At 62.3% G+C, this 21,895-nt stretch carries 21 protein-coding genes; 9 read left to right on the top strand and 12 right to left on the bottom strand.

What is annotated here, in order from left to right; translation table 11 throughout:
• Positions 1-2: 2 nt before the first annotated feature.
• Positions 3-377, bottom strand: a complete 375-nt coding sequence (locus tag JNO51_RS03135) for a gamma-butyrobetaine hydroxylase-like domain-containing protein (RefSeq protein ID WP_215781243.1) — start codon at positions 375-377, stop codon at positions 3-5.
• A 14-nt stretch (positions 378-391) separates the two neighbouring features.
• Positions 392-1,417, bottom strand: coding sequence for a tRNA preQ1(34) S-adenosylmethionine ribosyltransferase-isomerase QueA (queA, locus tag JNO51_RS03130; RefSeq protein ID WP_215781241.1), 1,026 nt, complete (start codon positions 1,415-1,417; stop codon positions 392-394).
• A 298-nt stretch (positions 1,418-1,715) separates the two neighbouring features.
• Between queA and aroQ the strand changes: the two genes are divergently transcribed.
• From aroQ to JNO51_RS03100, 6 genes are all read left to right on the top strand, one after another.
• Positions 1,716-2,165 (top strand): type II 3-dehydroquinate dehydratase, encoded by a 450-nt coding sequence (gene aroQ / locus JNO51_RS03125; RefSeq protein ID WP_252346170.1) that lies wholly within the window; start codon positions 1,716-1,718, stop codon positions 2,163-2,165.
• Between the two features lie 34 nt (positions 2,166-2,199).
• Entirely contained in the window at positions 2,200-2,664 is a 465-nt protein-coding gene (gene accB, locus JNO51_RS03120; protein WP_215781237.1) for an acetyl-CoA carboxylase biotin carboxyl carrier protein, read from the top strand.
• An 86-nt stretch (positions 2,665-2,750) separates the two neighbouring features.
• On the top strand, positions 2,751-4,109 hold the full coding sequence (gene accC / locus JNO51_RS03115) for an acetyl-CoA carboxylase biotin carboxylase subunit (RefSeq protein ID WP_215781234.1): 1,359 nt from the start codon (positions 2,751-2,753) through the stop codon (positions 4,107-4,109).
• Positions 4,109-5,005 (top strand): 50S ribosomal protein L11 methyltransferase, encoded by an 897-nt coding sequence (gene prmA / locus JNO51_RS03110; RefSeq protein WP_215781231.1) that lies wholly within the window; start codon positions 4,109-4,111, stop codon positions 5,003-5,005. The genes accC and prmA overlap by 1 nt, the downstream gene beginning before the upstream one ends.
• Positions 5,002-6,147, top strand: a complete 1,146-nt coding sequence (locus JNO51_RS03105) for a DUF3426 domain-containing protein (protein ID WP_215781229.1) — start codon at positions 5,002-5,004, stop codon at positions 6,145-6,147. The genes prmA and JNO51_RS03105 overlap by 4 nt, the downstream gene beginning before the upstream one ends.
• A gap of 93 nt (positions 6,148-6,240) precedes the next feature.
• Positions 6,241-6,885 carry a redoxin family protein gene (locus JNO51_RS03100; RefSeq protein WP_215781227.1) on the top strand — a complete coding sequence of 215 codons (645 nt, stop codon included), beginning with the start codon at positions 6,241-6,243 and terminating at the stop codon, positions 6,883-6,885.
• Positions 6,886-6,895: 10 nt separating this feature from the next.
• Here the strand turns inward: JNO51_RS03100 and JNO51_RS03095 are convergent, their stop codons facing one another.
• A complete protein-coding gene (locus tag JNO51_RS03095) occupies positions 6,896-7,483 on the bottom strand; it encodes a TetR/AcrR family transcriptional regulator (protein ID WP_215781225.1) in 588 nt (195 codons plus the stop codon).
• A 120-nt stretch (positions 7,484-7,603) separates the two neighbouring features.
• Between JNO51_RS03095 and JNO51_RS03090 the strand changes: the two genes are divergently transcribed.
• Complete coding sequence (locus tag JNO51_RS03090; RefSeq protein WP_215781222.1) at positions 7,604-8,806, top strand: Bcr/CflA family efflux MFS transporter; 1,203 nt, start codon at positions 7,604-7,606, stop codon at positions 8,804-8,806.
• Between the two features lie 65 nt (positions 8,807-8,871).
• On the opposite strand, the gene JNO51_RS03085 is transcribed toward JNO51_RS03090, so the two are convergent.
• The 9 genes from JNO51_RS03085 to JNO51_RS03045 form a co-directional block, all read right to left on the bottom strand.
• A complete protein-coding gene (locus tag JNO51_RS03085) occupies positions 8,872-9,861 on the bottom strand; it encodes an NAD(P)H-dependent glycerol-3-phosphate dehydrogenase (RefSeq protein WP_215781220.1) in 990 nt (329 codons plus the stop codon).
• A 1-nt stretch (position 9,862) separates the two neighbouring features.
• Entirely contained in the window at positions 9,863-10,285 is a 423-nt protein-coding gene (locus tag JNO51_RS03080) for an SH3 domain-containing protein (protein WP_252346169.1), read from the bottom strand.
• Positions 10,286-10,311: 26 nt separating this feature from the next.
• Positions 10,312-10,776: a protein-export chaperone SecB gene (gene secB, locus JNO51_RS03075; RefSeq protein WP_215781216.1), complete on the bottom strand. Its 465-nt coding sequence runs from the start codon at positions 10,774-10,776 to the stop codon at positions 10,312-10,314.
• Between the two features lie 142 nt (positions 10,777-10,918).
• Complete coding sequence (grxC, locus tag JNO51_RS03070) at positions 10,919-11,182, bottom strand: glutaredoxin 3 (RefSeq protein WP_215781214.1); 264 nt, start codon at positions 11,180-11,182, stop codon at positions 10,919-10,921.
• 62 nt (positions 11,183-11,244) lie between these two features.
• Complete coding sequence (dacB, locus tag JNO51_RS03065; RefSeq protein WP_252346168.1) at positions 11,245-12,636, bottom strand: D-alanyl-D-alanine carboxypeptidase/D-alanyl-D-alanine-endopeptidase; 1,392 nt, start codon at positions 12,634-12,636, stop codon at positions 11,245-11,247.
• Positions 12,636-14,870 carry a primosomal protein N' gene (locus JNO51_RS03060; RefSeq protein ID WP_371822871.1) on the bottom strand — a complete coding sequence of 745 codons (2,235 nt, stop codon included), beginning with the start codon at positions 14,868-14,870 and terminating at the stop codon, positions 12,636-12,638. Before JNO51_RS03060 ends, dacB begins: the two co-directional genes overlap by 1 nt.
• Before the next feature lie 326 nt (positions 14,871-15,196).
• Positions 15,197-16,252: a uroporphyrinogen decarboxylase gene (gene hemE, locus JNO51_RS03055; protein ID WP_215781212.1), complete on the bottom strand. Its 1,056-nt coding sequence runs from the start codon at positions 16,250-16,252 to the stop codon at positions 15,197-15,199.
• A gap of 58 nt (positions 16,253-16,310) precedes the next feature.
• Positions 16,311-18,275: a DNA topoisomerase IV subunit B gene (gene parE / locus JNO51_RS03050; RefSeq protein ID WP_215781210.1), complete on the bottom strand. Its 1,965-nt coding sequence runs from the start codon at positions 18,273-18,275 to the stop codon at positions 16,311-16,313.
• Positions 18,276-18,350: 75 nt separating this feature from the next.
• Entirely contained in the window at positions 18,351-18,887 is a 537-nt protein-coding gene (locus JNO51_RS03045) for an RNA pyrophosphohydrolase (protein ID WP_215781207.1), read from the bottom strand.
• 182 nt (positions 18,888-19,069) lie between these two features.
• On the opposite strand from JNO51_RS03045, the gene JNO51_RS03040 reads away from it, so the two are divergent.
• The gene (locus JNO51_RS03040; protein WP_215781205.1) at positions 19,070-20,386 is read left to right on the top strand and encodes an FAD-binding oxidoreductase; all 1,317 of its coding nucleotides are present in this window, start codon (positions 19,070-19,072) and stop codon (positions 20,384-20,386) included.
• 55 nt (positions 20,387-20,441) lie between these two features.
• On the top strand, positions 20,442-21,788 hold the full coding sequence (gene pssA, locus JNO51_RS03035) for a CDP-diacylglycerol--serine O-phosphatidyltransferase (protein ID WP_215781194.1): 1,347 nt from the start codon (positions 20,442-20,444) through the stop codon (positions 21,786-21,788).
• Positions 21,789-21,895 lie beyond the last annotated feature (107 nt).

Raw genomic sequence — 21,895 nt, 5'->3', positions numbered from 1 at the left:
GGTTATTGATCGCGACTGGCACCGGCTGCCTCGAGCCGGTCCAGATAGGCCTGCCAGTTGTCCGCCTGGCCCTGCCCCAATTCATACAGATAATCCCAGCTGTAGAGCCCGGAGTCGTGGCCGTCGTCGAACACCAGCTTGACGGCATATTGCCCCACCGGCTCGACGGCTGTGATCGCCACATGGCGCTTGCCGGTCTGCAGCACCTCCTGCCCAGCACCATGACCGCGCACTTCGGCAGACGGCGAGTAGACCCGCAGGTACTCGCTGGGCAATTCGAAACGCTTGCCGTCATCAAAACTGATTTCCAGCACCCGGGTCCGGGTATGCAGGCACAGTTCGAGCGGTTGAGCGCCCCCTTTTTTCAGTCCGGCCATGCTGGCGTTCTCCGTCAGGGTTTGTGCTTTTCCAGCAGCATGGCATCGCCATAGCTGAAGAAACGGTATTCGTGATCCACGGCGTGCTGGTAGGCTGCGCGGATGGTCTCCATGCCGGCAAACGCCGACACTAGCATCATGAGTGTCGACTTGGGCAGGTGGAAATTGGTCAGCAGACGATCCACCACGCGGAACTGGTAGCCCGGCGTGATGAAAATATCGGTCTCACCCCGGCCGGCCGTCAGCGTCCCGCTCTGCGCCGCCGACTCCAGCGCGCGCAGGCTGGTGGTACCGACGGCCAGTACACGATGCCCGGCAGCGTGTGCCGCGAGAATGGTGTCGCGGGTCTCCTGCGGAATCTCGTAAATCTCGCTGTGCATCTTGTGCTCGCGGATATCCTCCACCCGCACCGGCTGGAACGTGCCGGCACCGACATGCAGGGTCACGCGGCACAGCCTGACGCCGCGCGCCTCAAGGGCGGTCAGCATGCGCTCGGTAAAATGCAGCCCGGCGGTCGGCGCGGCCACCGCGCCCTTTTCGCGGGCATAGACCGTCTGGTAACGCTCGTCATCCTCGTTGCCGGCGCTGCGTTCGATATAAGGCGGCAGCGGCAGCTTGCCGGACTGCTCCAGAATGTCGAACAGGTGCTCGGACGCCAGGAAGCGTAATTTGAAAAGGTCACCGACCCGCTCGACCATCTCGGCCTGCCATTGCCCGCCGAAGGTCAGCAGGCTGCCCGGCTTGGGGGACTTGGAGGCACGCACATGCGCCAGCGCGGTGTGATCGTCAAGGACTCGCTCGATCAGCGCCTCGACCTGGCCACCGCTGGCCTTCTCGCCGAACAGCCGGGCCTTGATGACCCGGGTATCATTGAATACCATCACATCCCCCGGCTGGATCAGCTCGAGGAAATCGGCAAACATCCGGTCGTGACGGGTCGCACCGTCGACGTGCAGCAGACGGCTGGCGCCGCGTTCGGCCGGCGGGTGCTGGGCGATCAGGTGCTCCGGCAGGTGATAGTCAAATTGCGAAATGTGCATGGCAATCCATGAAGCTTTAAACGCAGCGATTATACCTGTGGTTCAATGACCCGGCACAGGTTTGATCTATTCCGTTTGCATCAACATAATTTGGTTCAGATCAACCCCGGTCAGTGCGGTTGGCGCACAATAGCCACACCCGAGCGAAAGGCGCCAAACTAGTGCTTTCGCTCCATTTCATCGGCAACTCCGCTGAATGACAGGTGAAAATTCCCTGGTGATTTGCAGTCAAAGCTGGACATTTTGCCGACATGTGCGGCAAACTTGCGGCCAATATTTGAACCAAGGACCGAACATCTTGACCCGAAAAATCCTCGTGCTGCACGGCCCGAACCTGAATCTTCTGGGCGCCAGAGAACCGCAGCACTACGGACGGGACACGCTGGATACCATCAATCAGCGCCTCAAGGAACAGGCCAGACAGGCCGGTTTCGAACTTGAGGCTTTGCAGAGCAATGCCGAATATGTGCTGATTGAGCGCATCCACGCCTGTGCCTCGGACAAGACCGAATTCGTCATCATTAATCCGGCGGCCTTCACCCATACCAGCGTGGCCATTCGCGACGCGCTGGCAGGCGTCAAGGTGCCTTTTATCGAAGTTCATCTTTCCAACGTGCACGCCCGTGAGCCGTTCCGCCAACATTCCTATTTCTCGGATCTGGCGGTTGGTGTCATCTGCGGGCTTGGCGCTCATGGATACGAGCTGGCGCTGGCGCATGCCATCACCCGGCTGGCCGTGCAGGCCTGACGTATCCACATAAAAACATCCGAAGGACAACTCAATGGACCTGCGTAAACTCAAGAAACTGATCGACCTCGTCGAAGAATCCGGCATTGCAGAGCTGGAAGTCACCGAAGGCGAGGAAAAAGTGCGGATCACCCGCGTCTCGGCCAATGCCCAGATTGCCTACGCACAACCGGTCAATGCCGTGCAGTTGCCACCCGTCCAGCAGGCAGCACCGGCCGCTGCACCTGCCGCTGCCGCCCCGGCAGCCAGCGCCGCCCTCGACGACAGCAAGCTGGTCAAGTCGCCGATGGTGGGCACTTTCTACCGCGCACCGAGCCCGGGCGCGAAGAAGTTCGTTGAAGTGGGCGACAAGGTGGAAGTCGGCAGCACCCTGTGCATCATCGAAGCCATGAAGCTGATGAACGAAATCGAATCCGATCGCGCCGGCACCGTGACCAAGATCCTGGTCGAAGAGGGCCAGCCGGTCGAGTACGGCGAAGCGCTGTTCGTCATCGAGTAATCGCCGACGAGCACCCCGAGAGATGACAGGGCACGACCATCCGTGCCCTTGTTGTTTGTTCCGACTTTCTACGGACACGCCAAATCATGTTTGAAAAGATCCTGATCGCCAACCGCGGGGAAATCGCACTTCGAATCCAGCGCGCTTGCCGTGAAATGGGCATCAAGACCGTCGTCGTGCACTCCGAGGCCGACCGCGAAGCCAAATACGTCAAGCTGGCAGACGAATCCGTCTGCATCGGCCCCGCCCCTTCCGGCAAGAGCTATCTGAACATCCCGGCCATCATCGCCGCGGCAGAAGTCACGGATGCCCAGGCCATCCACCCCGGTTACGGTTTCCTGTCTGAAAATGCCGACTTCGCCGAGCGCGTCGAACAATCCGGCTTCGTCTTCATCGGCCCGCGCCCGGAAACCATTCGCCTGATGGGCGACAAGGTATCGGCCAAGGATGCCATGCTGGCCGCCAAGGTTCCCTGCGTTCCCGGCTCCGATGGTGCCCTGCCGGATGATCCGGAAGAAATCATCCGTATCGCCCGCAAGGTCGGCTTCCCGGTCATCATCAAGGCCGCCGGCGGCGGCGGTGGCCGCGGCATGCGCGTCGTCCACAGCGAAGCCGCCCTGATCACTGCCGTGGGCATGACCCGCGCCGAAGCCGAAGCCGCCTTCGGCAATCCGGTGGTCTACATGGAGAAATTCCTCGAGCAGCCGCGCCATATCGAAATCCAGGTGCTGGCCGACGAGTACGGCAATGCCATCTTCCTCGGCGAACGTGACTGCTCGATGCAACGTCGCCACCAGAAGATCATCGAAGAAGCCCCTGCTCCGGGCATCACCGACAAGCAGCGCCAGCAGATCGGTGCCGTATGCGCCGATGCCTGCAGCCGTATCGGCTACCGTGGCGCCGGCACTTTCGAATTCCTGTATGAAAATGGCGGCTTCTACTTCATCGAAATGAATACCCGTGTTCAGGTCGAGCACCCGGTGACCGAAATGATTACCGGCGTAGACATCGTCCAGGAGCAGATCCGCATCGCCGCCGGTGAAAAGTTGCGCTATAAGCAAAAGGACATCGTAATTCGCGGCCATGCCATGGAATGCCGTATCAACGCTGAAGACCCGTTCACCTTCGTGCCCTCTCCGGGCAAGATCGACGGCTATCACCCGGCCGGCGGCCCGGGCATCCGCATCGATTCGCATATCTACCAGGGCTATACCGTGCCTTCGCATTACGACTCGATGATCGGCAAGCTGATCGCCTACGGCGACACGCGCGACCAGGCAATCGCCCGTATGCGCGTCGCGTTGTCCGAGATGGCGATTTCCGGCATCAAGACCAACATCCCGCTGCATCAGGAGCTGTTCATGGACAGCACCTTCATCCGCGGCGGCACCAGCATCCATTATCTGGAAGAACGTCTGGCCAACATGAAGAAAGGCTCGATCTGATGGCGTGGATCCAGGCCACTATCGATACCGACTCCAAGGTGGCGGAGAAGCTGGCGGATGCCCTGATGGAGGCCGGCGCCCTGTCGGCCGCCATCGAGGACGCCTGGGCCGGTACGGCGCAGGAAGAACCGATCTTCGGCGAACCGGGCGAGCCGGTTGACCGGCTGTGGGCACAAAGCCGCATTATTGCGCTGTTTGCCCATGATGCCGAAGTCGGCCTGCTGATCGCCGCCGCTGCCAACGCCTGCCAGCTGGCGATGCCGGGCTTCACGACCGAACGGATCGAAGAACAGGACTGGGTGCGTCTGACCCAGTCGCAGTTCGAACCGATCCGGATTTCGGACCGGCTGTGGATCACCCCGACCTGGCATGAGGCGCCGGCGCCGAATGCCGTCAACCTGCAGCTGGACCCCGGCCTCGCCTTCGGTACCGGCAGCCATCCGACCACACGACTGTGCCTGCAGTGGATCGATGCCCACCTGACACCGGGTGCCACGGTCCTCGATTACGGCTGCGGCTCGGGCATTCTGGCGATTGCAGCCCTCAAGCTGGGCGCCGGCGATACCATCGGTGTCGACATCGACCCGCAGGCAGTCCGTTCCAGCCGGGACAATGCCGCGCAGAACGGTGTTTCCGCCCGGTTCTGCCTGCCGGACGATACCCCGGCGGTACAGGTTGACGTCTTGCTGGCCAATATTCTGGCCAACCCGCTGCGCATGCTTGGCGGGATGCTAGCCAACCATGTCAAAACCGGTGGTAGAATCGTCCTGTCCGGCATTCTTGCCGAACAGGCTGATGAGCTCTCGGCGATTTATGCCGGCTGGTTCGATATGGATCCGCCGGTGTTCGACGAGGGATGGACCCGACTCACCGGAACCCGACGACAAACGGTATGACCAAAACAACACAGTGCCCCGCTTGCCAGACTCGCTTCAAGGTTAGTGACGTTCAACTGTCCGCCGCCAAAGGCTTGGTGCGCTGCGGGCGCTGTGCCCATGTCTTCAATGCGCTCGATTACCTGATTGCGCCGGTCCCCGCCGCAGTCACGACGCCGGCTCAGCCGGCACCAGCCCAGCCCCCGCCTGCCGCCGCCCCGGCAGCCCCCGCACCACAAGCGCCGGCAGCAGCGTACAGCGCGCCGGACATCGACGACTTCGAGCTGGAAGTCCCGGACTTCGACCCCATGACGGCCAGCCTGCCGGAAACCCCGGCAAGTGAACAGCCTGACAGCAGCGCACCGTCGCTGGCAGATGTCGAGGCCTTCCAGCAGGCACTCAACGAAGCCCTGCACCAACACCCGGTGGCCAGCGCTCCGATCGGCAATCCCTTTGCCGAGATGGCGCTTGACCCCGAACCGCGTCAGCCGGCCCCCGAAACACCGGTGACACCGATTGACGAAGAGGATCTGCCGGCGGTACTTGATACCCGGCGCAGCGCTCCCGCCCCCATCGAACCCGAACTGGCCGAGACCGCGCCGCTGCCGCAAGAGACCATGATTGCCGAGGCGCCGGCCTTCGACCCGGCCGGCGACGAGACACCCGCCCGCAAACGCAGCAACCCCTGGCTGACCATCCTGATCCTGTTCGGCTCGTTCATCGGCCTGTTGCTGCTGGCCGCCCAGCTGGTCTACATCAACCGTACGGCCATCGCGGCGCAGGCACCGGACACCCGCCCGGTCTTCGAGCGCCTGTGCAAAAAGCTGGGCTGCAACGTCCCCTACCCGACCGATCCGGAGTTCATCCGTACTGAATGGTCCGAGCTGTCCTTTGTCCCCGAGCACACCAACCTGGTGCAGCTGTCGGCAACGCTGAAGAATCATGCCCGCTATCCCCAGGCCTTCCCCATGCTGGAAGTCACGCTGAAGGATGCCGACAATCAGGTCCTGATCCGCAAGGTTTTCACTCCGCGCGACTATCTCAAGCCTGACAGCCAGAAGCTCAAGAGCTTTGCCGCCAACAGCGAAGAAAAGATCGTGATGCGCTTCGATGTCGGCAAGGTCCACGCCCAGGGTTACAGCCTGTACTGGTTCTATCCCTGACCGACGGGCGCAGCATCACGCTGCGCGCTGAACCTTTCCTTGTTTTTTCGCCGTCCGGCTTCCACCATGAAAGAAACATGGAGGAAGTTTGCGATGAACCAGTTCAGACTGCTGTATGGCGAGGAAATCCTGCCGCTGATCGGCGACTTTCCGACGCAGGGCTCTCATCTGCCGAGCTTCATGCTGGTCGATGGTCAATTCAATGACGTGGCACTGGGCCAGTTTTCCGGCCAGCCCAAGGCCATCATCACCCTGCTTTCCCTGGATGAAGATGAACACGGCGGCATGCGTCTGCTGCGGGAATCCCTGCGCTTTCTCGAGCGCTGGCCCACGGTTCAGGTGGTGGTGGTCACGGTCGACTCCCCCTCGACACTGCGTCGGGTACGCAAGGAGCGCGGGCTGCCCGGCGTCACCCTGCTCTCCACCCTGCGCGGTCGTGACTTCCACAAGCACTTTGGCGTGCTGATCACTGAATACCCACTGTCCGGCTACACCGCGCCATCCATCATCATTGCCGATGCCGACAATAATGTGCTGTATGCCGAGCGGCTGCGCGACACCCTGGATGATTTTCGCTTCGATCAGATGTTGCCGGTCATGCAGGCCATCGAGGCAGCAGAGGCGGCACTGCGCCAGCAAGCCGCCGAAGAAGCCGCCCGCGCTCAGGCAGAGGCCGAAGAAAGAGAAAGACAGGAACGCGCCATGATCGACACGGTGCGCAACAGCGTCGCCAAATAAGGGACGAAGCTTACTGTCCGCTGGCGGGCGGCGGGCGCAAGGCCTGCACCAGACGTTCGGCACAGAATGACAGCCAGGCAGCCCGGTCTTCCGGCGTTTCCACCATGCTGTTTTGATCCAGGGCGAAGCTGCTGGTCGCCGACAGGATCAGGGTCAGCACAAACGCCGGACGCAGGCCAGGATCGATATCGCCAGTCTGCTGATAATGCGCAATGGCCGCCAGCCATTGCCCGGCCGACTCCGACTGGGTTACCCCGATGCGGGCGGACGAAGACTGCTGCAGGCGTTGCCAGTGGATCATGCGCGCAATATCGCGGTTATCGCTGTAAAAGCGCACATTGTTACGCACCAGCGCCTGCATGAAATCGGCAAACGCCAGGCCGGTATCCGGCAGGATGCCCTGCGGCTCTTCTTGCACAATCGCCTGTTTCACCGCCCGCCAGAGCGTGTCCTTGTTGTCAAAATAGTGGAATACCAGACTGTGATTGACCCCCGCCTGCCTGGCGATATTGCCCATGGAGGTACCGGCGAAGCCATGCTCGACGAACAGCGCGCGCGCGGCCGCCAGAATCCGTTCCCGTTTGTTATCTGCTTTCATGCTGCCTGTCCGCCATCAGAATCCGTCATTGTATCGTTATTGACTGATCGGTCAATCATGCGTAAAGTGCGCACAACATTGATTGACTGATCAGTCAATTTTTTGATGAAGGCCAAGAACATGAAGTCTGCCCCTCCCATTCAGTGGCGCCAGTTAGCCGCCATCGTGCTGATTGCCTGCTTTGCGCAATTGGCCGCCGATGTCTATGCCCCGGCCCTGCCGGCCATCGCCCGTGACTTCCGCGTCAGCATCGGGCAAGTGCAGCTCAGCATGGCGGTGTACATGGCCACCCTGTCCTTGTCGCAGCTGGGCTATGGCCCGCTGTCCGACATGCTTGGACGTCGCCGGGTGCTGGCCCTGGGCTGCCTGATCGCCATGGCAGGCAGTTTGCTGGCGGCGCTGGCCCCATCCATCGACGCTCTGCTGCTGGCCAGAGCCATCCAGGGGGCCGGGGCCGGCGCCTGTGCCGCCATCTGGCGCGCGGTGTTCCGCGACCTGTTCAGTGGCGAAGCCTTGTCGCGCTACGCCTCCTATTTTGTCGTCCTGATCCTGTTCATCATGCCGGCAGCGCCGCTGATCGGTGCCTATCTGAGCCACCTGATCAGTTGGCGGGCCAATTTTGTTTTTTTACTGGGCTATGCCCTGCTGGCGCTGGCTGTTTTGCACTTTGCCTTTCAGGAAACCCAGGCCAGCCACCATCGGCAGGCGCTGAGTCTGTCAGGACTGTGGCAAGGCTATGCCGAACTGCTGCGCACCCGGGCATTTCTGCGGGTGGCACTGATGACGTTTGTTTGTTATGGCAGTTATTTCGCCTGGTTCAGCATGGGTCCGGTACTGCTGACCAGCCAATACGGGCAATCTGGTGTGTTCTTTGGCTGGCTGACCGGCGCAGGGGGCGGACTGTGTTATGGGCTGGCCGCCTGGTGCAACGGCAGGCTGGTCAAGCAACGGGGACTGACAGGCATGCTGCAGCTGGCCCTCGCCTGCATGCTGGCAGGCGCCCTGCTGATGCTGGCGCTGTCCTGGCTGCCGCTGGGTCTGGGTGGCCTGGTGCTGGCCTTGATGGTGTACTGGTTCGGCGCGGCACTGGTCTGGCCCAATACCAATGCGCTGGCCTTCTCGTCCGTCGGACATATCGCCGGCTCAGCGGCGGCTCTGTATGGCTGCCTGCAGCTGGGCGGGGCAGCCTGCGTCACACAACTGATCAGCCTGCTGCCCCACGACAGATTATGGCCACTGCAGCTTCTCATGCTGACAGCGCCGCTACTCTCCTGGCTGCTGCTGCGCATGGCTCGTCCCGCCGCGACGGCGGCAAAGCCCTGAGACTGGACAAAAAGGGAGGCAAAACAAGACATGCCCGCCGCAACACGGCGGGCATGAATTCAGGATCAGGATTCGGACTTGGGCGAACGGCTCAACAACTCATCCACCACTTGTGCCGGCTCGGCGCCGTAATACAGCAGGCCGCAGACCGCGGCCGTGATCGGCATGTCCACCTCCAGCCTTTCGGCCATAGTCAGCACCTCGCGGGCGGTGGGCACCCCTTCGGCCACATGGCCAAGCTCATCGAGAATCTGGCTCAGCGGCAAACCTTCGGCCAGACGCAGGCCAACCTGACGGTTGCGCGACAGGGCACCGGTACAGGTGAGGATCAGATCCCCCATGCCAGCCAGCCCCATCATGGTTTTCTGGCTGGCCCCCAGCGCCATGGCCAGGCGGGTAATCTCGGCCAGCCCGCGGGTAATCAGTGCCGCACGGGTATTCAGGCCAAATCCCAGACCATCGGCCACCCCGGTGGCAATCGCCATGACATTCTTGACTGCGCCGCCAACCTCTACCCCGATCAGGTCATCATTGGCATAGAGACGCAGCAGCGGACTGTGCCACTCTCGCACAATGCGCTCGGCAAAGGCCGCGTCATCCGAGGCAATGGTCACCGCCGCCGGCAGGCCGGCCGCGACTTCGCGGGCAAAGCTCGGTCCGGACAGCACTCCGCAGGGATGCTGCGGCGGCAACTCTTCCGCTACCACCTGGTGCGGCAGCAGGCTGGAACCCGCCTCGAAGCCCTTGCAGGCCCAGAGTACCGGTGCCAGCGTCCCCGCACAGGCCTTGAGCGCCCGCAACACCGGGCGCAGGCCGGCGATCGGCGTGGCAATCAACAGCAAATCGGCATCGGCAATGGCACGAGGCAAGTCCGCACTGAGCGTCAGACGCTCCGGAAACGGGGCATCGGGCAGGTAGCGCTGATTGACCCGGCTGGCAGCCAGCTCGGCCACTTGCGCCCCATTGCGCGACCACAGCACGACATCATGATGACGGGCAAAGGAGATCGCCAGGGCCGTACCCCAGGCACCGGCACCAAGAACGGCAAGCTTCATGCTAGAGGCCCCACAGATCGGAAATATTGGCGTAACCACTGCTGCCGTCGCGATGGCGGACATGCACCCAGCCGTTCACCGGCGGATCAATCAGCTGCAGCACGCCATTCTTTGGCACCGAAAACACCACCTGGGCGTTAGACGCCGCACTGGCGCGGACATCGGCCCGCTCATTCACCACCAACAGGGTCCGCTGAGCAGACAAGGCGGCGCTGGGCAACCAGGCAATGCCGCCAGTCGCATCACGCACCCGCGACCAGGCATCCTGGGTATTCAGCACCTCGACCGGATAGTAGCGGCTGACGACAAACAGCTTTTTAGCCGACAATGCCGGCGCCTCGTACAGCACGGAGCCGGTTTCCTTGACTGAACGGAACTCCAGTGCGCCCGCCAGGGGCGCACTGGCCATTGCCAGGAGGGCCACAAGCCATGCAAGACGCCGGCTGGTCATCAGGCGTTCCCGGCTTCGGCCTGTGCAGCACGCTGCTGCATGTACAGGGCTTCGAAGTTGATCGGCGACAGCAGAACCGGCGGGAAGCCCGCGCGATTGACGATGTTCGACACGGTTTCACGTGCGTACGGGAACAGGATGTTCGGGCAGGCCACGCCGAGGATCGGATCGATGTCTTCAACCGGAATATTGCGAATCTGGAAGATACCGGACTGGGCCACTTCGGCCAGGAACAGCGTCTTGTCATCCACCTTGGCCGTGACGGTCACGGTCAGGCAGCAATCGAAATAACCGTCTTCGATCTGCTTGGCTTCGGAAGCCAGTTGCATGTCGATCTCCGGCTGCACTTGCACCAGGAAAACTTCCGGTGCATTCGGCACTTCCAGCGACATGTCCTTGACGTAGATCTTGTCGATGGAGAAGACCGGTTGTTGTTGCTCTTGCTGCGCTTGCTGTTCGCTCATACTGAGAATCTCACCTGCTGGTTTGGTCAAAAATGACAGCCCAAAACGATGGGAAACTGTCGTAGGAATACTGCATTATTTCGCTGGCCGGCATCATCGCACGAATGATGACGGCAAACCAGACCGGCCAGCGTCACCGACGTCAGGCCGACTGCCCCAGCAAGACATCCAGCTTGCCGGCATTGTTCAGCGCCATCAGATCATCACAGCCCCCCACATGGGTCTCACCGATGAAAATCTGCGGCACGGTACGACGACCGGTCAGGGTCATCATCTTTTCGCGCTCGGCCGGATCCAGGTCAACGCGAATTTCACGGATATCGGTCACGCCCTTGCTGGCCAGGAGCATCTTGGCGCGCTGGCAATAGGGGCAAACCGCCGTGGTATACATGACAACGGGACTCATGAGGTTTCCTTGCAACGTGGCTGATCCCTCTCAGATTGGGGCAAGCCATTAACAATCAATCATTATATCCCGCCTGGCTCAAACTGCCGAATTGCATCACGTACCACGGCGTCCAGCGACGGCTTGAGACTGGCGGCCTCCGGATGATTCACCACCGCCACAATCACCAGACGCTGACCATCCCGGCGCTGCCAATACCCCGCCAGCGCCACCACATCTTTCAGCGTTCCCGTTTTCAGCCGCAGCGCCGGCCCCAGATCGACAAAACGCCGCCTGAGGGTGCCCATCTGACCGGCCAGCGGCAGGCTGGCCATCAGTTCACAGGCATACGGGCCACGTGCGGCCGTGCGCAATACCTCGCCCAGCAAACTGACCGGCAGGCGCTCGACACGCGACAGTCCGGCACCATTCTCCAGGACCAGGCCCTGGTCCGGAATCTGGTGCGCCGCCAGCGTCTGTCTGACGGCACGCTCGGCATCCGCCACCGTGTCGCCACGCTGCGCCGACTGCCGCCCCAACGTCAGGAACAACGAACGCGCCATCGGGTTGCTGCTGAATTTGTTCATGTCCGGCAGGATGCGTGCCAGCGGTTCGGAACTCACCTCGGCCAGCACGCGGGCATCCTCCGGCACCTTGCCACTGCCATCTCCCTGCAGCCCGCGGCCGTCCTGCGCCTGCCACAGACCCCGGAAGGCCGCGGCGGCAAAGGTTTCCGGCGCCAGAGGCTGCAGATAGGCCATGCGGCCATCGCAGGCCGGCGGCAGCGCACCGCTGACGCGGATATCACTGCCCGTGACGGCCATGCGTACGTAGCGTCGTACATCCGGGCAAGCCTCGTCGCCACCGCGCGTCAGACTGGCCTGGACATGCACGCCGGCCAGCGGCGGATCCAGAACCACGCGCGGCCCTTGCGCATCATTGAAGAATCGCAGCCAGACCACATTGAGATTGGTCAACAGCGGATCTGGCGGCGCCATGAAGCTTTCACCGCCGTCCGGATCAAAGCCATCAGCTTGCGACAGCCGGCTGTAGGCCGTGCGATCCTGCATCAGACGACCGGCGACCCCGACAATGCCGCGTTGGCGCAGGCCCGTCAGCAACTCGCTCAGCCGACTGGCATAAAAGCGGGGATCCCCCTCACCCACCCACCAGAGATCGCCCTGCAGCACGCCGTCCTTCACCGGGGCACTGGCCATCAGACGCGTCTGCCAGGTAAAGTCCGGCCCCAGCCGCTCCAGCGCCACCCAGCTGGTCAACAGTTTCATGGTAGAAGCCGGATTGACTGGCACATCGGCGCGATAGGCCGTCTGTACGTCGGCGGAGGCCACCGGGGCGACCCACAAGGCCAGGCTCTGAGCGGGCAGACCGTGCAGATCCAGCGCATGGGCTGACAGACTAATCAGCATTCCGCTGGCGAGCATGATCAATTTCTGGCGCATCTTCGGTTTTCTCATCATGTTTCCTGTGGATCGACGTCCAGAGACCAGCGCAAACCTCGTCCACTGGCCTGCTCCGGCAACCAGACCGTCAAATGATTCAATAACTGATGCAAGCCGCTGCGCTCGGCAGACTCCAGCACCAGCTGTGCCCTTTCGCGATTGGCCAGACGCACCATCAGGGCCGGTGCCGGCCCGCACAGCATGACGCCGGCCTGTTGCGCCTGCGGCGCCAGCCGGGCGCGAATATCCTGCAAAAAGGCGGTCGCCTCGGCCAGCGTCGGGGCATCGGCACGCAGCTGCGCCTGAAACGTGGCGGGCGGAAAGCCGGCCTGGCGCCGTTCATCCAGCAGAACCCGGGCATAGTGGTCAAAATCATGCGCCACCAGTGCCTGATACAGCGGATGCTCAGGCCACTGCGTCTGCAGCAAGACCTCGCCCGGACGGTCCGCCCGCCCCGCACGACCGGCGACCTGCATCAACTGGGCAAACAAGCGCTCCGAGGCACGGAAGTCGGCCGAATACAGCGCGCCGTCCGCATTCAGAATCACCACCAGGCTCAAGGCACCGAAGTCGTGCCCCTTGGCCAGCATTTGCGTACCGACCAGAATATCCACTTCACCGGATTGAACCTGACGGTAAATCTCGTGCCAGGCCTCGCGTCGCTGCGTGGTGTCGCGATCGATGCGCAAGATGCGGGCCCCGGGCAAGGCACGCGCCAGCGCCGCCTCCAGACGCTGCGTCCCCTCACCCAGCGGCTTGATGTCCGTGTTGCCGCACTCCGGACAGACATGAGGCACCGGCTCCTCCCAGCCACAATGGTGGCAGCGCAGCTTGCGTTCCAGCAGATGGACCACCAGCTTGGCACTACAGCGCGGGCAGCCGGAAATCCAGCCGCACTCGGTGCAGGCCACGACCGGGGCAAAGCCCCGGCGGTTGATATACACCAGACTCAGCTCCCGCTTGCGCACCCGTTCGGCCAGCGCCGCCATGACCTCGTCGCACATGCCCTCGCTGCGCCGGACACGGCGCACATCCAGCAGGCGCACCTGGGGCAGACTGGCCGATCGATGCGCCCGCTCCGCCAGCACCAGACGGCGATAGCGACCCGCCTCGACATTGGCCAGGGTTTCCAGGCAGGGCGTGGCACTGCCCAGCACGATCGGCACACCCGCACGGTGGGCACGCCAGACAGCCAGATCACGTGCATGGTAGCGCAGACCATCCTGCTGCTTGAACGAGCCGTCATGCTCCTCGTCGACGATCACCATGCCCAGCTCCGGCAGGGGGGTGAACACAGCCAGACGGGTGCCGATGACAATGCGTGCCCGCCCCTGCCAGGCGTCCACCCAGGCATTGAGCCGTTCGCCATCGGCCACATTGCTGTGCAACAGCGCCAGCGGCGTCTGAGGGAAGCGCTGCACGAAGCGGCCAATCAGCTGTGGCGTCAGGTTGATTTCCGGCACCAGCACCAGCACCTGACGACCGGCACGCAATTGCTGCTCGATCAAATGCAGGTAGACCTCGGTCTTGCCACTACCGGTGACGCCATGCAGTACCCAGGGCTTGCAGGGCGCCTTAGCTGACTGGATGGTGTCGAATGCGGCCTGCTGTTCAGCCGTCAGCGGCATGGCACCCTGAACCTGCGCCGCCCCGGCCGCAGGTGTCGCACGCCGAACCCAGCCGTCCTGCTGCCATTGCCTCAGGATGGCCGCGCCCCCGGGCGCCAGCTCACGTACAGCCTCGGGGGTCAAATCCCCCTGAGACAGCGCCTGCCACAGGGCAAAGCGTACTTTGTGGCGCGGCGGGATCACTGCGGCGCGCCCGGCAGGTGTCAATTGCCAGACCTGGCGATCGGCCAGGCGCACGGCGCGCGGCTCGCGCAAGGCCGTCGGCAAAGCGGTAAACAGCGTCTGACCGAAGGGGTGGTGATAGTAACTGGCGGCGAAGTTCACCAGCGCCAGGAAGTCTTCCGGCAAGGGCGGCAATTCATCAAACGCCTCCCCGACATGTTTCATGCGAAAGGCATAATCTTTGTTTTCGTTGAAACTATTTGTGACGACGCCACACATGCGTCGCGAACCGAAGGAAACCTGAACGCGCTGACCACGCAAAAGGGGCTGTTCGGTCAGGTAATGGAAGGTGGTCCACAAAGGGACGTCCAGTGCTACCTCTACCGAAAGCGATGGGGACGCAGGCGGGCTGTCCGGCTGCAAATCTAGCTCCGACAAGGCTTTGCCTTTCCTGTGCACAGCCTCTGTGGACAACTTTGTGCATAACCCTTGCGCCAGGGCTCAAAACCGAGGGTCAGACACACGACCAACAGATTGCACAAAAATTAATCAAATGTTAAAGGCTTTATTTTTCAATGACTTACAAACAGCAGTTTTTTGACCGACCGGGGGCTTGACAAGCATACGGCAAAAGACTAGCTCGTGTGCATAACTCTTAGAACAACAGACCGGGCAGATGTCAATCCGTAAATTGGGGCAGGACAAAAACAGTCACTACCCCATGGCCGGCCAGCGGACCGACAAACCGCCGCGGCGGACAAAACCACGGCGGTACTGAGGCTATATCAGTGCGCAGACAGGCGGTGAACCGCCTCAACCAGCACCGCCGCATGTTCAGGATCGACGTGCTGGGAAATGCCATGACCCAGATTGAAAACGTGGCCGCTGCCCGGGCCGTAGGCCTGGAGAATTCTTGCCACTTCGGCCTCAATCGCCGGCGCAGAGGCAAAAAGCACGCAAGGATCAAGATTTCCCTGCAGGGCCACCCGATCGCCGACCCGGCGACGGGCGTCGGCGATATCGGTACTCCAGTCCAGCCCCAGGGCATCCGCGCCGCTATCTGCCATGGCTTCCAGCCACTGGCCGCCGCCCTTGGTAAACAGGATGCAGGGCACGCGCCGCCCTTCGTGCTCGCGAATCAGGCCCTGCACGATGCGTTGCATGTAAGGCAGGGAGAATTCCAGGTAGGCGGCACGGGACAGCGCCCCTCCCCAGGTATCGAAGATCTGCACGGCCTGAGCACCGGCCAGGATCTGGGCGTTGAGATAGCGCGTCACCGCCTCGGCATTGACCGACAGAATGTGATGCAGCAACTCGGGACGCGAATACAGCATCGCCTTGGTGTGGCGGAAGTCGTCGCTGCCGCCGCCTTCGATCATGTAGCAGGCCAGGGTGAACGGACTGCCGGAAAAGCCGATCAAGGGCACACGGCCATCCAGCGCGCGACGAATAGTACGGACAGCCGCCATCACATAGCCCAGCTCCTCTTCCGGATCGGGCACCGCCAACTGGCGGATCGCCGCTTCGTCACGCAGCGGGCGCTCGAACTTCGGGCCCTCGCCCTCGGCAAAATACAGCCCCAGCCCCATGGCATCCGGCACAGTCAGGATGTCAGAGAACAAAATGGCGGCATCGAGCGGAAAACGATCCAGCGGCTGCAAGGTCACCTCACAAGCCAGCTCGGGGTTTTTGCACAGATCGAGAAAACTGCCGGCGCGGGCCCGGGTGGCGCGGTACTCCGGCAGATAGCGCCCTGCCTGGCGCATCATCCAGACTGGGGTATGCTCGACCGGTTGTTTGAGCAAAGCGCGCAAAAAAAGATCGTTTTTCAGTTGTGTCATGATCAGCTCGTCATTTATTCAGCCAGCATTATATCGCCGCAACCGGGGCTTGCACCGGTCAAATATCGGCTTCCACCTCGTTACCACGCGCCTCCATCCAGCTGCGCCGGCTGGCCGCCTCCCCCTTGCCCATCAGCATGGTGAACATGCGGCGGGTTTCCTCGCTGCTGTCCGGACGCATGCGCACACACACCAGCCGACGGGTATCCGGGTGCATGGTGGTGTCCTTGAGCTGCTCGGGATTCATTTCGCCCAGGCCTTTGAAGCGGCTGATGCTCCAGTTGCCCTCGCGCACCCCTTCACTGCGCAACCGTTCCAGAATCGCCTCCAGCTCGTCGGCATCCAGCGCATACAGCTTCTTCGGCGGACGATGTTTGCCCTGTCCCGGGACATCGACCCGGAACAGCGGCGGCTGGGCAATAAAGATGTGACCGGCACCCATCAGCGCAGAGAAATGGCGGTAGAACAAGGTCAGCAACAGCACCTGGATATGCGAGCCGTCGACATCGGCATCGGACAGGATGGCGATCTTGCCATAGCGCAGACCGGACAGATCGGCACTTTCACCCGGCAGATGCGGGTCGACCCCGATGGCAACGGCGATATCGTGGATTTCGGCATTGGAAAACAGCTGATCCTTGTCGGTTTCCCAGCTGTTGAGCACCTTGCCGCGCAGCGGCAGGATGGCCTGGAATTCCTTGTCACGCGCCAGCTTGGCCGAGCCGCCGGCCGAATCGCCTTCGACCAGAAACAGTTCGTTGCGCTCGATATCCTCGCTCTCGCAATCGGTCAGCTTGCCCGGCAGCACGGCCACGCCGGAGCCCTTTTTCTTCTCCACCTTCTTGACCGATTTCAGACGGCTCTGCGCCTGACGGATCGCCAGCTCGGCAATTTTTTTACCGGCTTCCACATGCTGGTTGAGCCACAGCTCGGTCGGGTCGCGCGTCAGCGCAGCAATCAGCTTGAGGGCATCGCGGCTGGTCAGCTTTTCCTTGGTCTGCCCCTGGAACTGCGGGTCAAGCACCCGGGCAGACAGCACGAAGCGCACCCGGCTCCAGACGTCTTCCGCCATGACCTTGACACCGCGGGGCAAGAGATTGTGGTGATCAATGAAGCTCTTCACCGCCTCGAAGATCCCGGCACGCATGCCGGCTTCATGGGTACCGCCGGCAGGCGTAGGAATCAGGTTGACATAGCTTTCGCCGCCAGCCCCGTCCTCGAACCAGGCCAGCGCCCACTGCACGCCTTCACCCGGCGCAAACTGTTCGTGCTCGGCACCAATGAAGTTCTCGCCGGCGAAAAACGGCGCCACCGGCTCGTCGCCGTTGCACAGCTCGGCCAGGTAGCCCTTCAGACCATCGGGATAGTGCCAGGACTTGATCTCGTCGCCCCCCGCACGCTCGATGGTCAGACTCACGGCCACCCCGGGCAGCAGCACGGCCTTGGCGCGCAGCATGCGCTCCAGCTCCGTCATGGAGTAGCGCGGGGACTCAAAGTATTTGCTGTCAGGCCAGACACGAACCCGGGTCCCGCTGGTGCGGGCACCGCAGTCGCCGATGCGGGCCAGCGGCTCAATCACGTCGCCGCCGGCAAACACGATGCGCCACACGCCGCCCTCGCGCTTGACCTCCACCTCCAGCCGGGTCGACAAGGCATTGGTCACCGAGACACCGACCCCGTGCAAACCACCGGAAAAGGCATAAGCACCGCCATCCTTCTTGTCGAACTTGCCGCCGGCGTGCAGCCGGGTATACACCAGTTCGACCACCGGCAGCTTCTCGGTCGGATGTTCGCCCACCGGAATGCCGCGCCCGTCATCTTCGACCGACAGCGAGCCATCCTGGTGCAGGGTGACCGCGATCTTGCGGGCAAACCCACCCAGCGCCTCGTCAGCCGCGTTGTCGATCACCTCCTGGCAGATATGCGTCGGGTCGACCGTGCGGGTGTACATCCCCGGCCGCTCTTTGACTGGTTCCAGCCCTTTGAGAACGCGTACCGAGGATTCGTCGTATTGTTGAGTCATGGCATTGAGTCACGAATGATCGATCAAACAAAAGCAGGCGCCCCACCAGGAGGCGCCTGCCACATCAACGGGAAATCAGGCCTGACGGTCCGGCACCGCCGCCGGAGGCTGACGCGTCAGGAATTCTTCGCGCGTCTCCAGGCCTTTGGTAAAACGGGACAGTTCGCGCAGGGCGCGCTCATAGACGTCCCGCTTGAATTCGATCACGGCATCCACCGGCGCCCAGTAGGGGCTCCAGCGCCAGCCGTCGAACTCGGGATGATTCGTGGCGCGCAGGCAGACATCGCAGTCGCGCCCGGTCAGGCGCAACAGGAACCAGATCTGTTTCTGTCCCTTGTAGCTGCCACGCCATTCACGTCGAACCCAGTTGGACGGCACCTCGTAACGCAGCCAGTCACGGGTTCGGCCGAGAATCTTCACGTGTTGCGGCAACAGCCCGACCTCTTCCAGCAGCTCGCGATACATCGCTGCCTCAGGGCTTTCGCCCGGTTTGATGCCCCCCTGCGGGAACTGCCATGAGTGCTCGCGCACACGCTTGCCCCAGAAGACTTCATTCCGGGCATTGATGATGACAATTCCGACATTGGGGCGGTATCCGTCCCGGTCCAGCATGGAAAAACCTACAATTCGTCAAGTTAGCTGAATTTTTGCACATTTCCACCATCCATGCCATGCGTGATTCGGCGCGTTTCCCGTCCTGATGTCAGATTACCAGCCACAGGCAGTCAGACAATTGACATCCGGCCAGACTCACCGCGAAGATGGATCCACCCATGCCGCCACGGAAACCGCTCATGCGCCAGGCTCCACACCTCGACACCTTTCAGGGACAGCATATCGACTCCTGGTATGCCCACAGCGCCGGCACGCCGGCGAGCTACCCTGCCCTGGAAAACCACACGCTGGATACCGCGGTCTGCATTATCGGCGCCGGACTCACCGGGGTCAGCGCCGCCCTGTCGCTGGCAGAACGAGGCATTCCCTGCGTCTTGCTGGAAGGGGGGCTGGTCGGATTCGGCGCCTCCGGCCGCAGCGGCGGTCAGGTCCTGCACGGCTACGCCTGTCCGCATGCCCTGCTGGTCCGGCACCTCGGGGCAGCCGGGGCTCGCCTGAGCTGGGATCTTTCCTTGCAGGGGGTCGCACTGCTCAAGTCCCGCATTGAACGCCATCAGATTGATTGCCAGCTGCACTGGGGCTATGTCACCGTGGCAGAGACCCGGCGCCAACTGAAGGGGCTGGCTGACTGGCAACAGTTGCTGCAACAGCTCGACTATGGCCGGACCGAGCTGCTGCAAGGCGCCGCACTGCGCGAGCAGATCGACTCTCCGGCCTATCTTGGCGGTCTGTACGACCCCGGTTGCGGCCATCTGCACCCCTTGCGCTACACACAGGGACTGGCCAGAGCCGCCAGCACACAGGGCGCCAGGCTGTTCGAGCGCAGCCGGGTCACGCAGATCGTGACCGACGCCAGGGGCGTACAAGTCCAGACCGCGCAGGGCGGTACAGTGCGGGCCGAGCATCTGATCCTGGCCACTAATGTCGACGTTGGCGCACTGCGCCCCGACCTGGCGCGACGCTTCCTGCCGGTGCAATCCCACATCATTGCCACCGCCCCCCTGGCACCCGAGCTGCACGCCAGCCTGCTACCCCGCCATGCGGCGATCTGCGACAGCCGGCATGTGCTCAACTATTTCCGCCTGTCCGACGATGGCCGCATGCTGTTTGGCGGCCGACTGAAACGGCCGCAGGGCGATCAGGCCAGCATTCGTGCCGAGCGTCAGGCAGAGCTGGTACGCATTTTCCCACAACTGGCCGGCACCCCCATCGAATACAGCTGGGGCGGCCTGATCGACATGGGCCTGAACAAGGCCCCCCAGTTCGGACGCCTATCCGAGCGCATTCTGTACGCGCAGGGCTTTGCCGGCCACGGCGTCGCCCTGACCGGTCTGGCCGGCGAATTGATGGCCCGCAGTATCGAGCAGGACACGAGCGGCTTCGACCTGCTATCGGGCCTGCCTGTTGCGCCGATCCCCCTGCGCGGACTGGCTGACAATGCCTTGATCCGGATGGGCGTAGCGTTCTACCGCTTGCGGGACCGGCTGGGCTGCTGATAACCATGGTGGTAAGATACTGAGTTCTGCTTGCACGCTGGCATACTAATAAATCATGGCGCTTCTCTATCCACGTCCGACACTGCAACAATTACCGCGCTTTCCTCTGACCGCCGCCGAGGTGGAAACCCTGACCAGCGCCGCCGACTTTCGCCAGGTGCTGCTGCAGCAGATTGCCCGTGCGCGCCAGCGCATCTATCTGACGGCGCTCTATTTACAGGACGATGACGCCGGCCATGAAGTCATGGAGGCCCTGCTGGCGGCCCGCCGCGCCCACCCGGAGCTGGATGTGCGGGTACTGGTCGACTGGCACAGAGCCCAGCGCGGACTGATCGGCGCGGGCAAGCAGGCCGGCAATGCAGCCTGGTACCGGGCCAGCAGTGACGCGCACGACGGTGCCATTCCGGTCTACGGTGTCCCGGTACAAACCCGCGAGTTGTTCGGCGTGCTGCACCTGAAGGGCTTCGTCTTCGATGATACCGTGCTGTACAGCGGTGCCAGCCTGAACGAGGTTTATCTGCAGTATCAGGACAAATACCGCCACGACCGCTACCACCTGCTGCATTGTCGTGAACTGGCCGATGCCCTGGTCAACTTTACCCGCCAGTATCTGCTGTCCTCGCCGGCCGTGCACCGTCTGGATCAGGCGGACTGTCCGCCGACACGCCTGTTGCGGCGGGAGATCCGCCTGCTGCGCCGACAACTGGCCATGGCACGCTATGATGTCTCGCATGCCAGCCTGGAGGCGCAGAACGGTCTGGCGGTGACGCCGCTGATCGGCATTGGCCGCAACAACCCGCTCAATCGCCATGTGCTCGACCTGCTGTCCAGTGCCCGCGAACGGGTCATCATCTGTACCCCGTATTTCAACTTTCCCAAGCCGGTCACCCGCGAAATCAACCGTCTGATCCAGCGCGGCGTCCAGCTGGAGATCATCGTCGGCGACAAGACCGCCAACGATTTCTTCATCCCGCCACATGAGTCCTTCAAGGCCATCGGCGCACTGCCCTATCTGTATGAGGTCAATCTGCGCCGTTTTGCCAAACAGCACCGCAAAGCCCTGCTCAATGGCCAGTTGAAGCTGCACTTGTGGAAGGACGGCACCAACAGCTTCCACCTCAAGGGCATCTGGGTCGACGATCACTACCACTTGCTCACCGGTAACAATCTCAACCCGCGCGCGTTCAGTCTCGATCTGGAAAATGCCCTGTTGATCCATGATCCACACGGGGAGCTGCAGGCGCTGAAGCAGCAGGAGCTGGATGCCATTCACCGCCACACCCGCACCATCCAGCAACATCGCGAACTGGAGACCCTGCGCCAGTATCCGGAGCGTGTCCGCAAGCTACTGACACGACTGAGCCGCGTCCGGATCGACCGTCTGATCTACCGGATCTTGTGACGCAAATCGCTCCTTGAAATTTGATGACAAAAAGCCATGCTGAAGAAGCCAATTCAGGCATAATCAGCATTTCCCTTTGTCATAAATTTCCCGGATCAAGCGTCACA

The organism is Paludibacterium sp. B53371, assembly GCF_018802765.1.
GTDB lineage: Bacteria > Pseudomonadota > Gammaproteobacteria > Burkholderiales > Chromobacteriaceae > Paludibacterium.
Note: the sequence above shows the minus strand (reverse complement) of the source record. Positions and strands in the feature narration are given on the sequence as shown.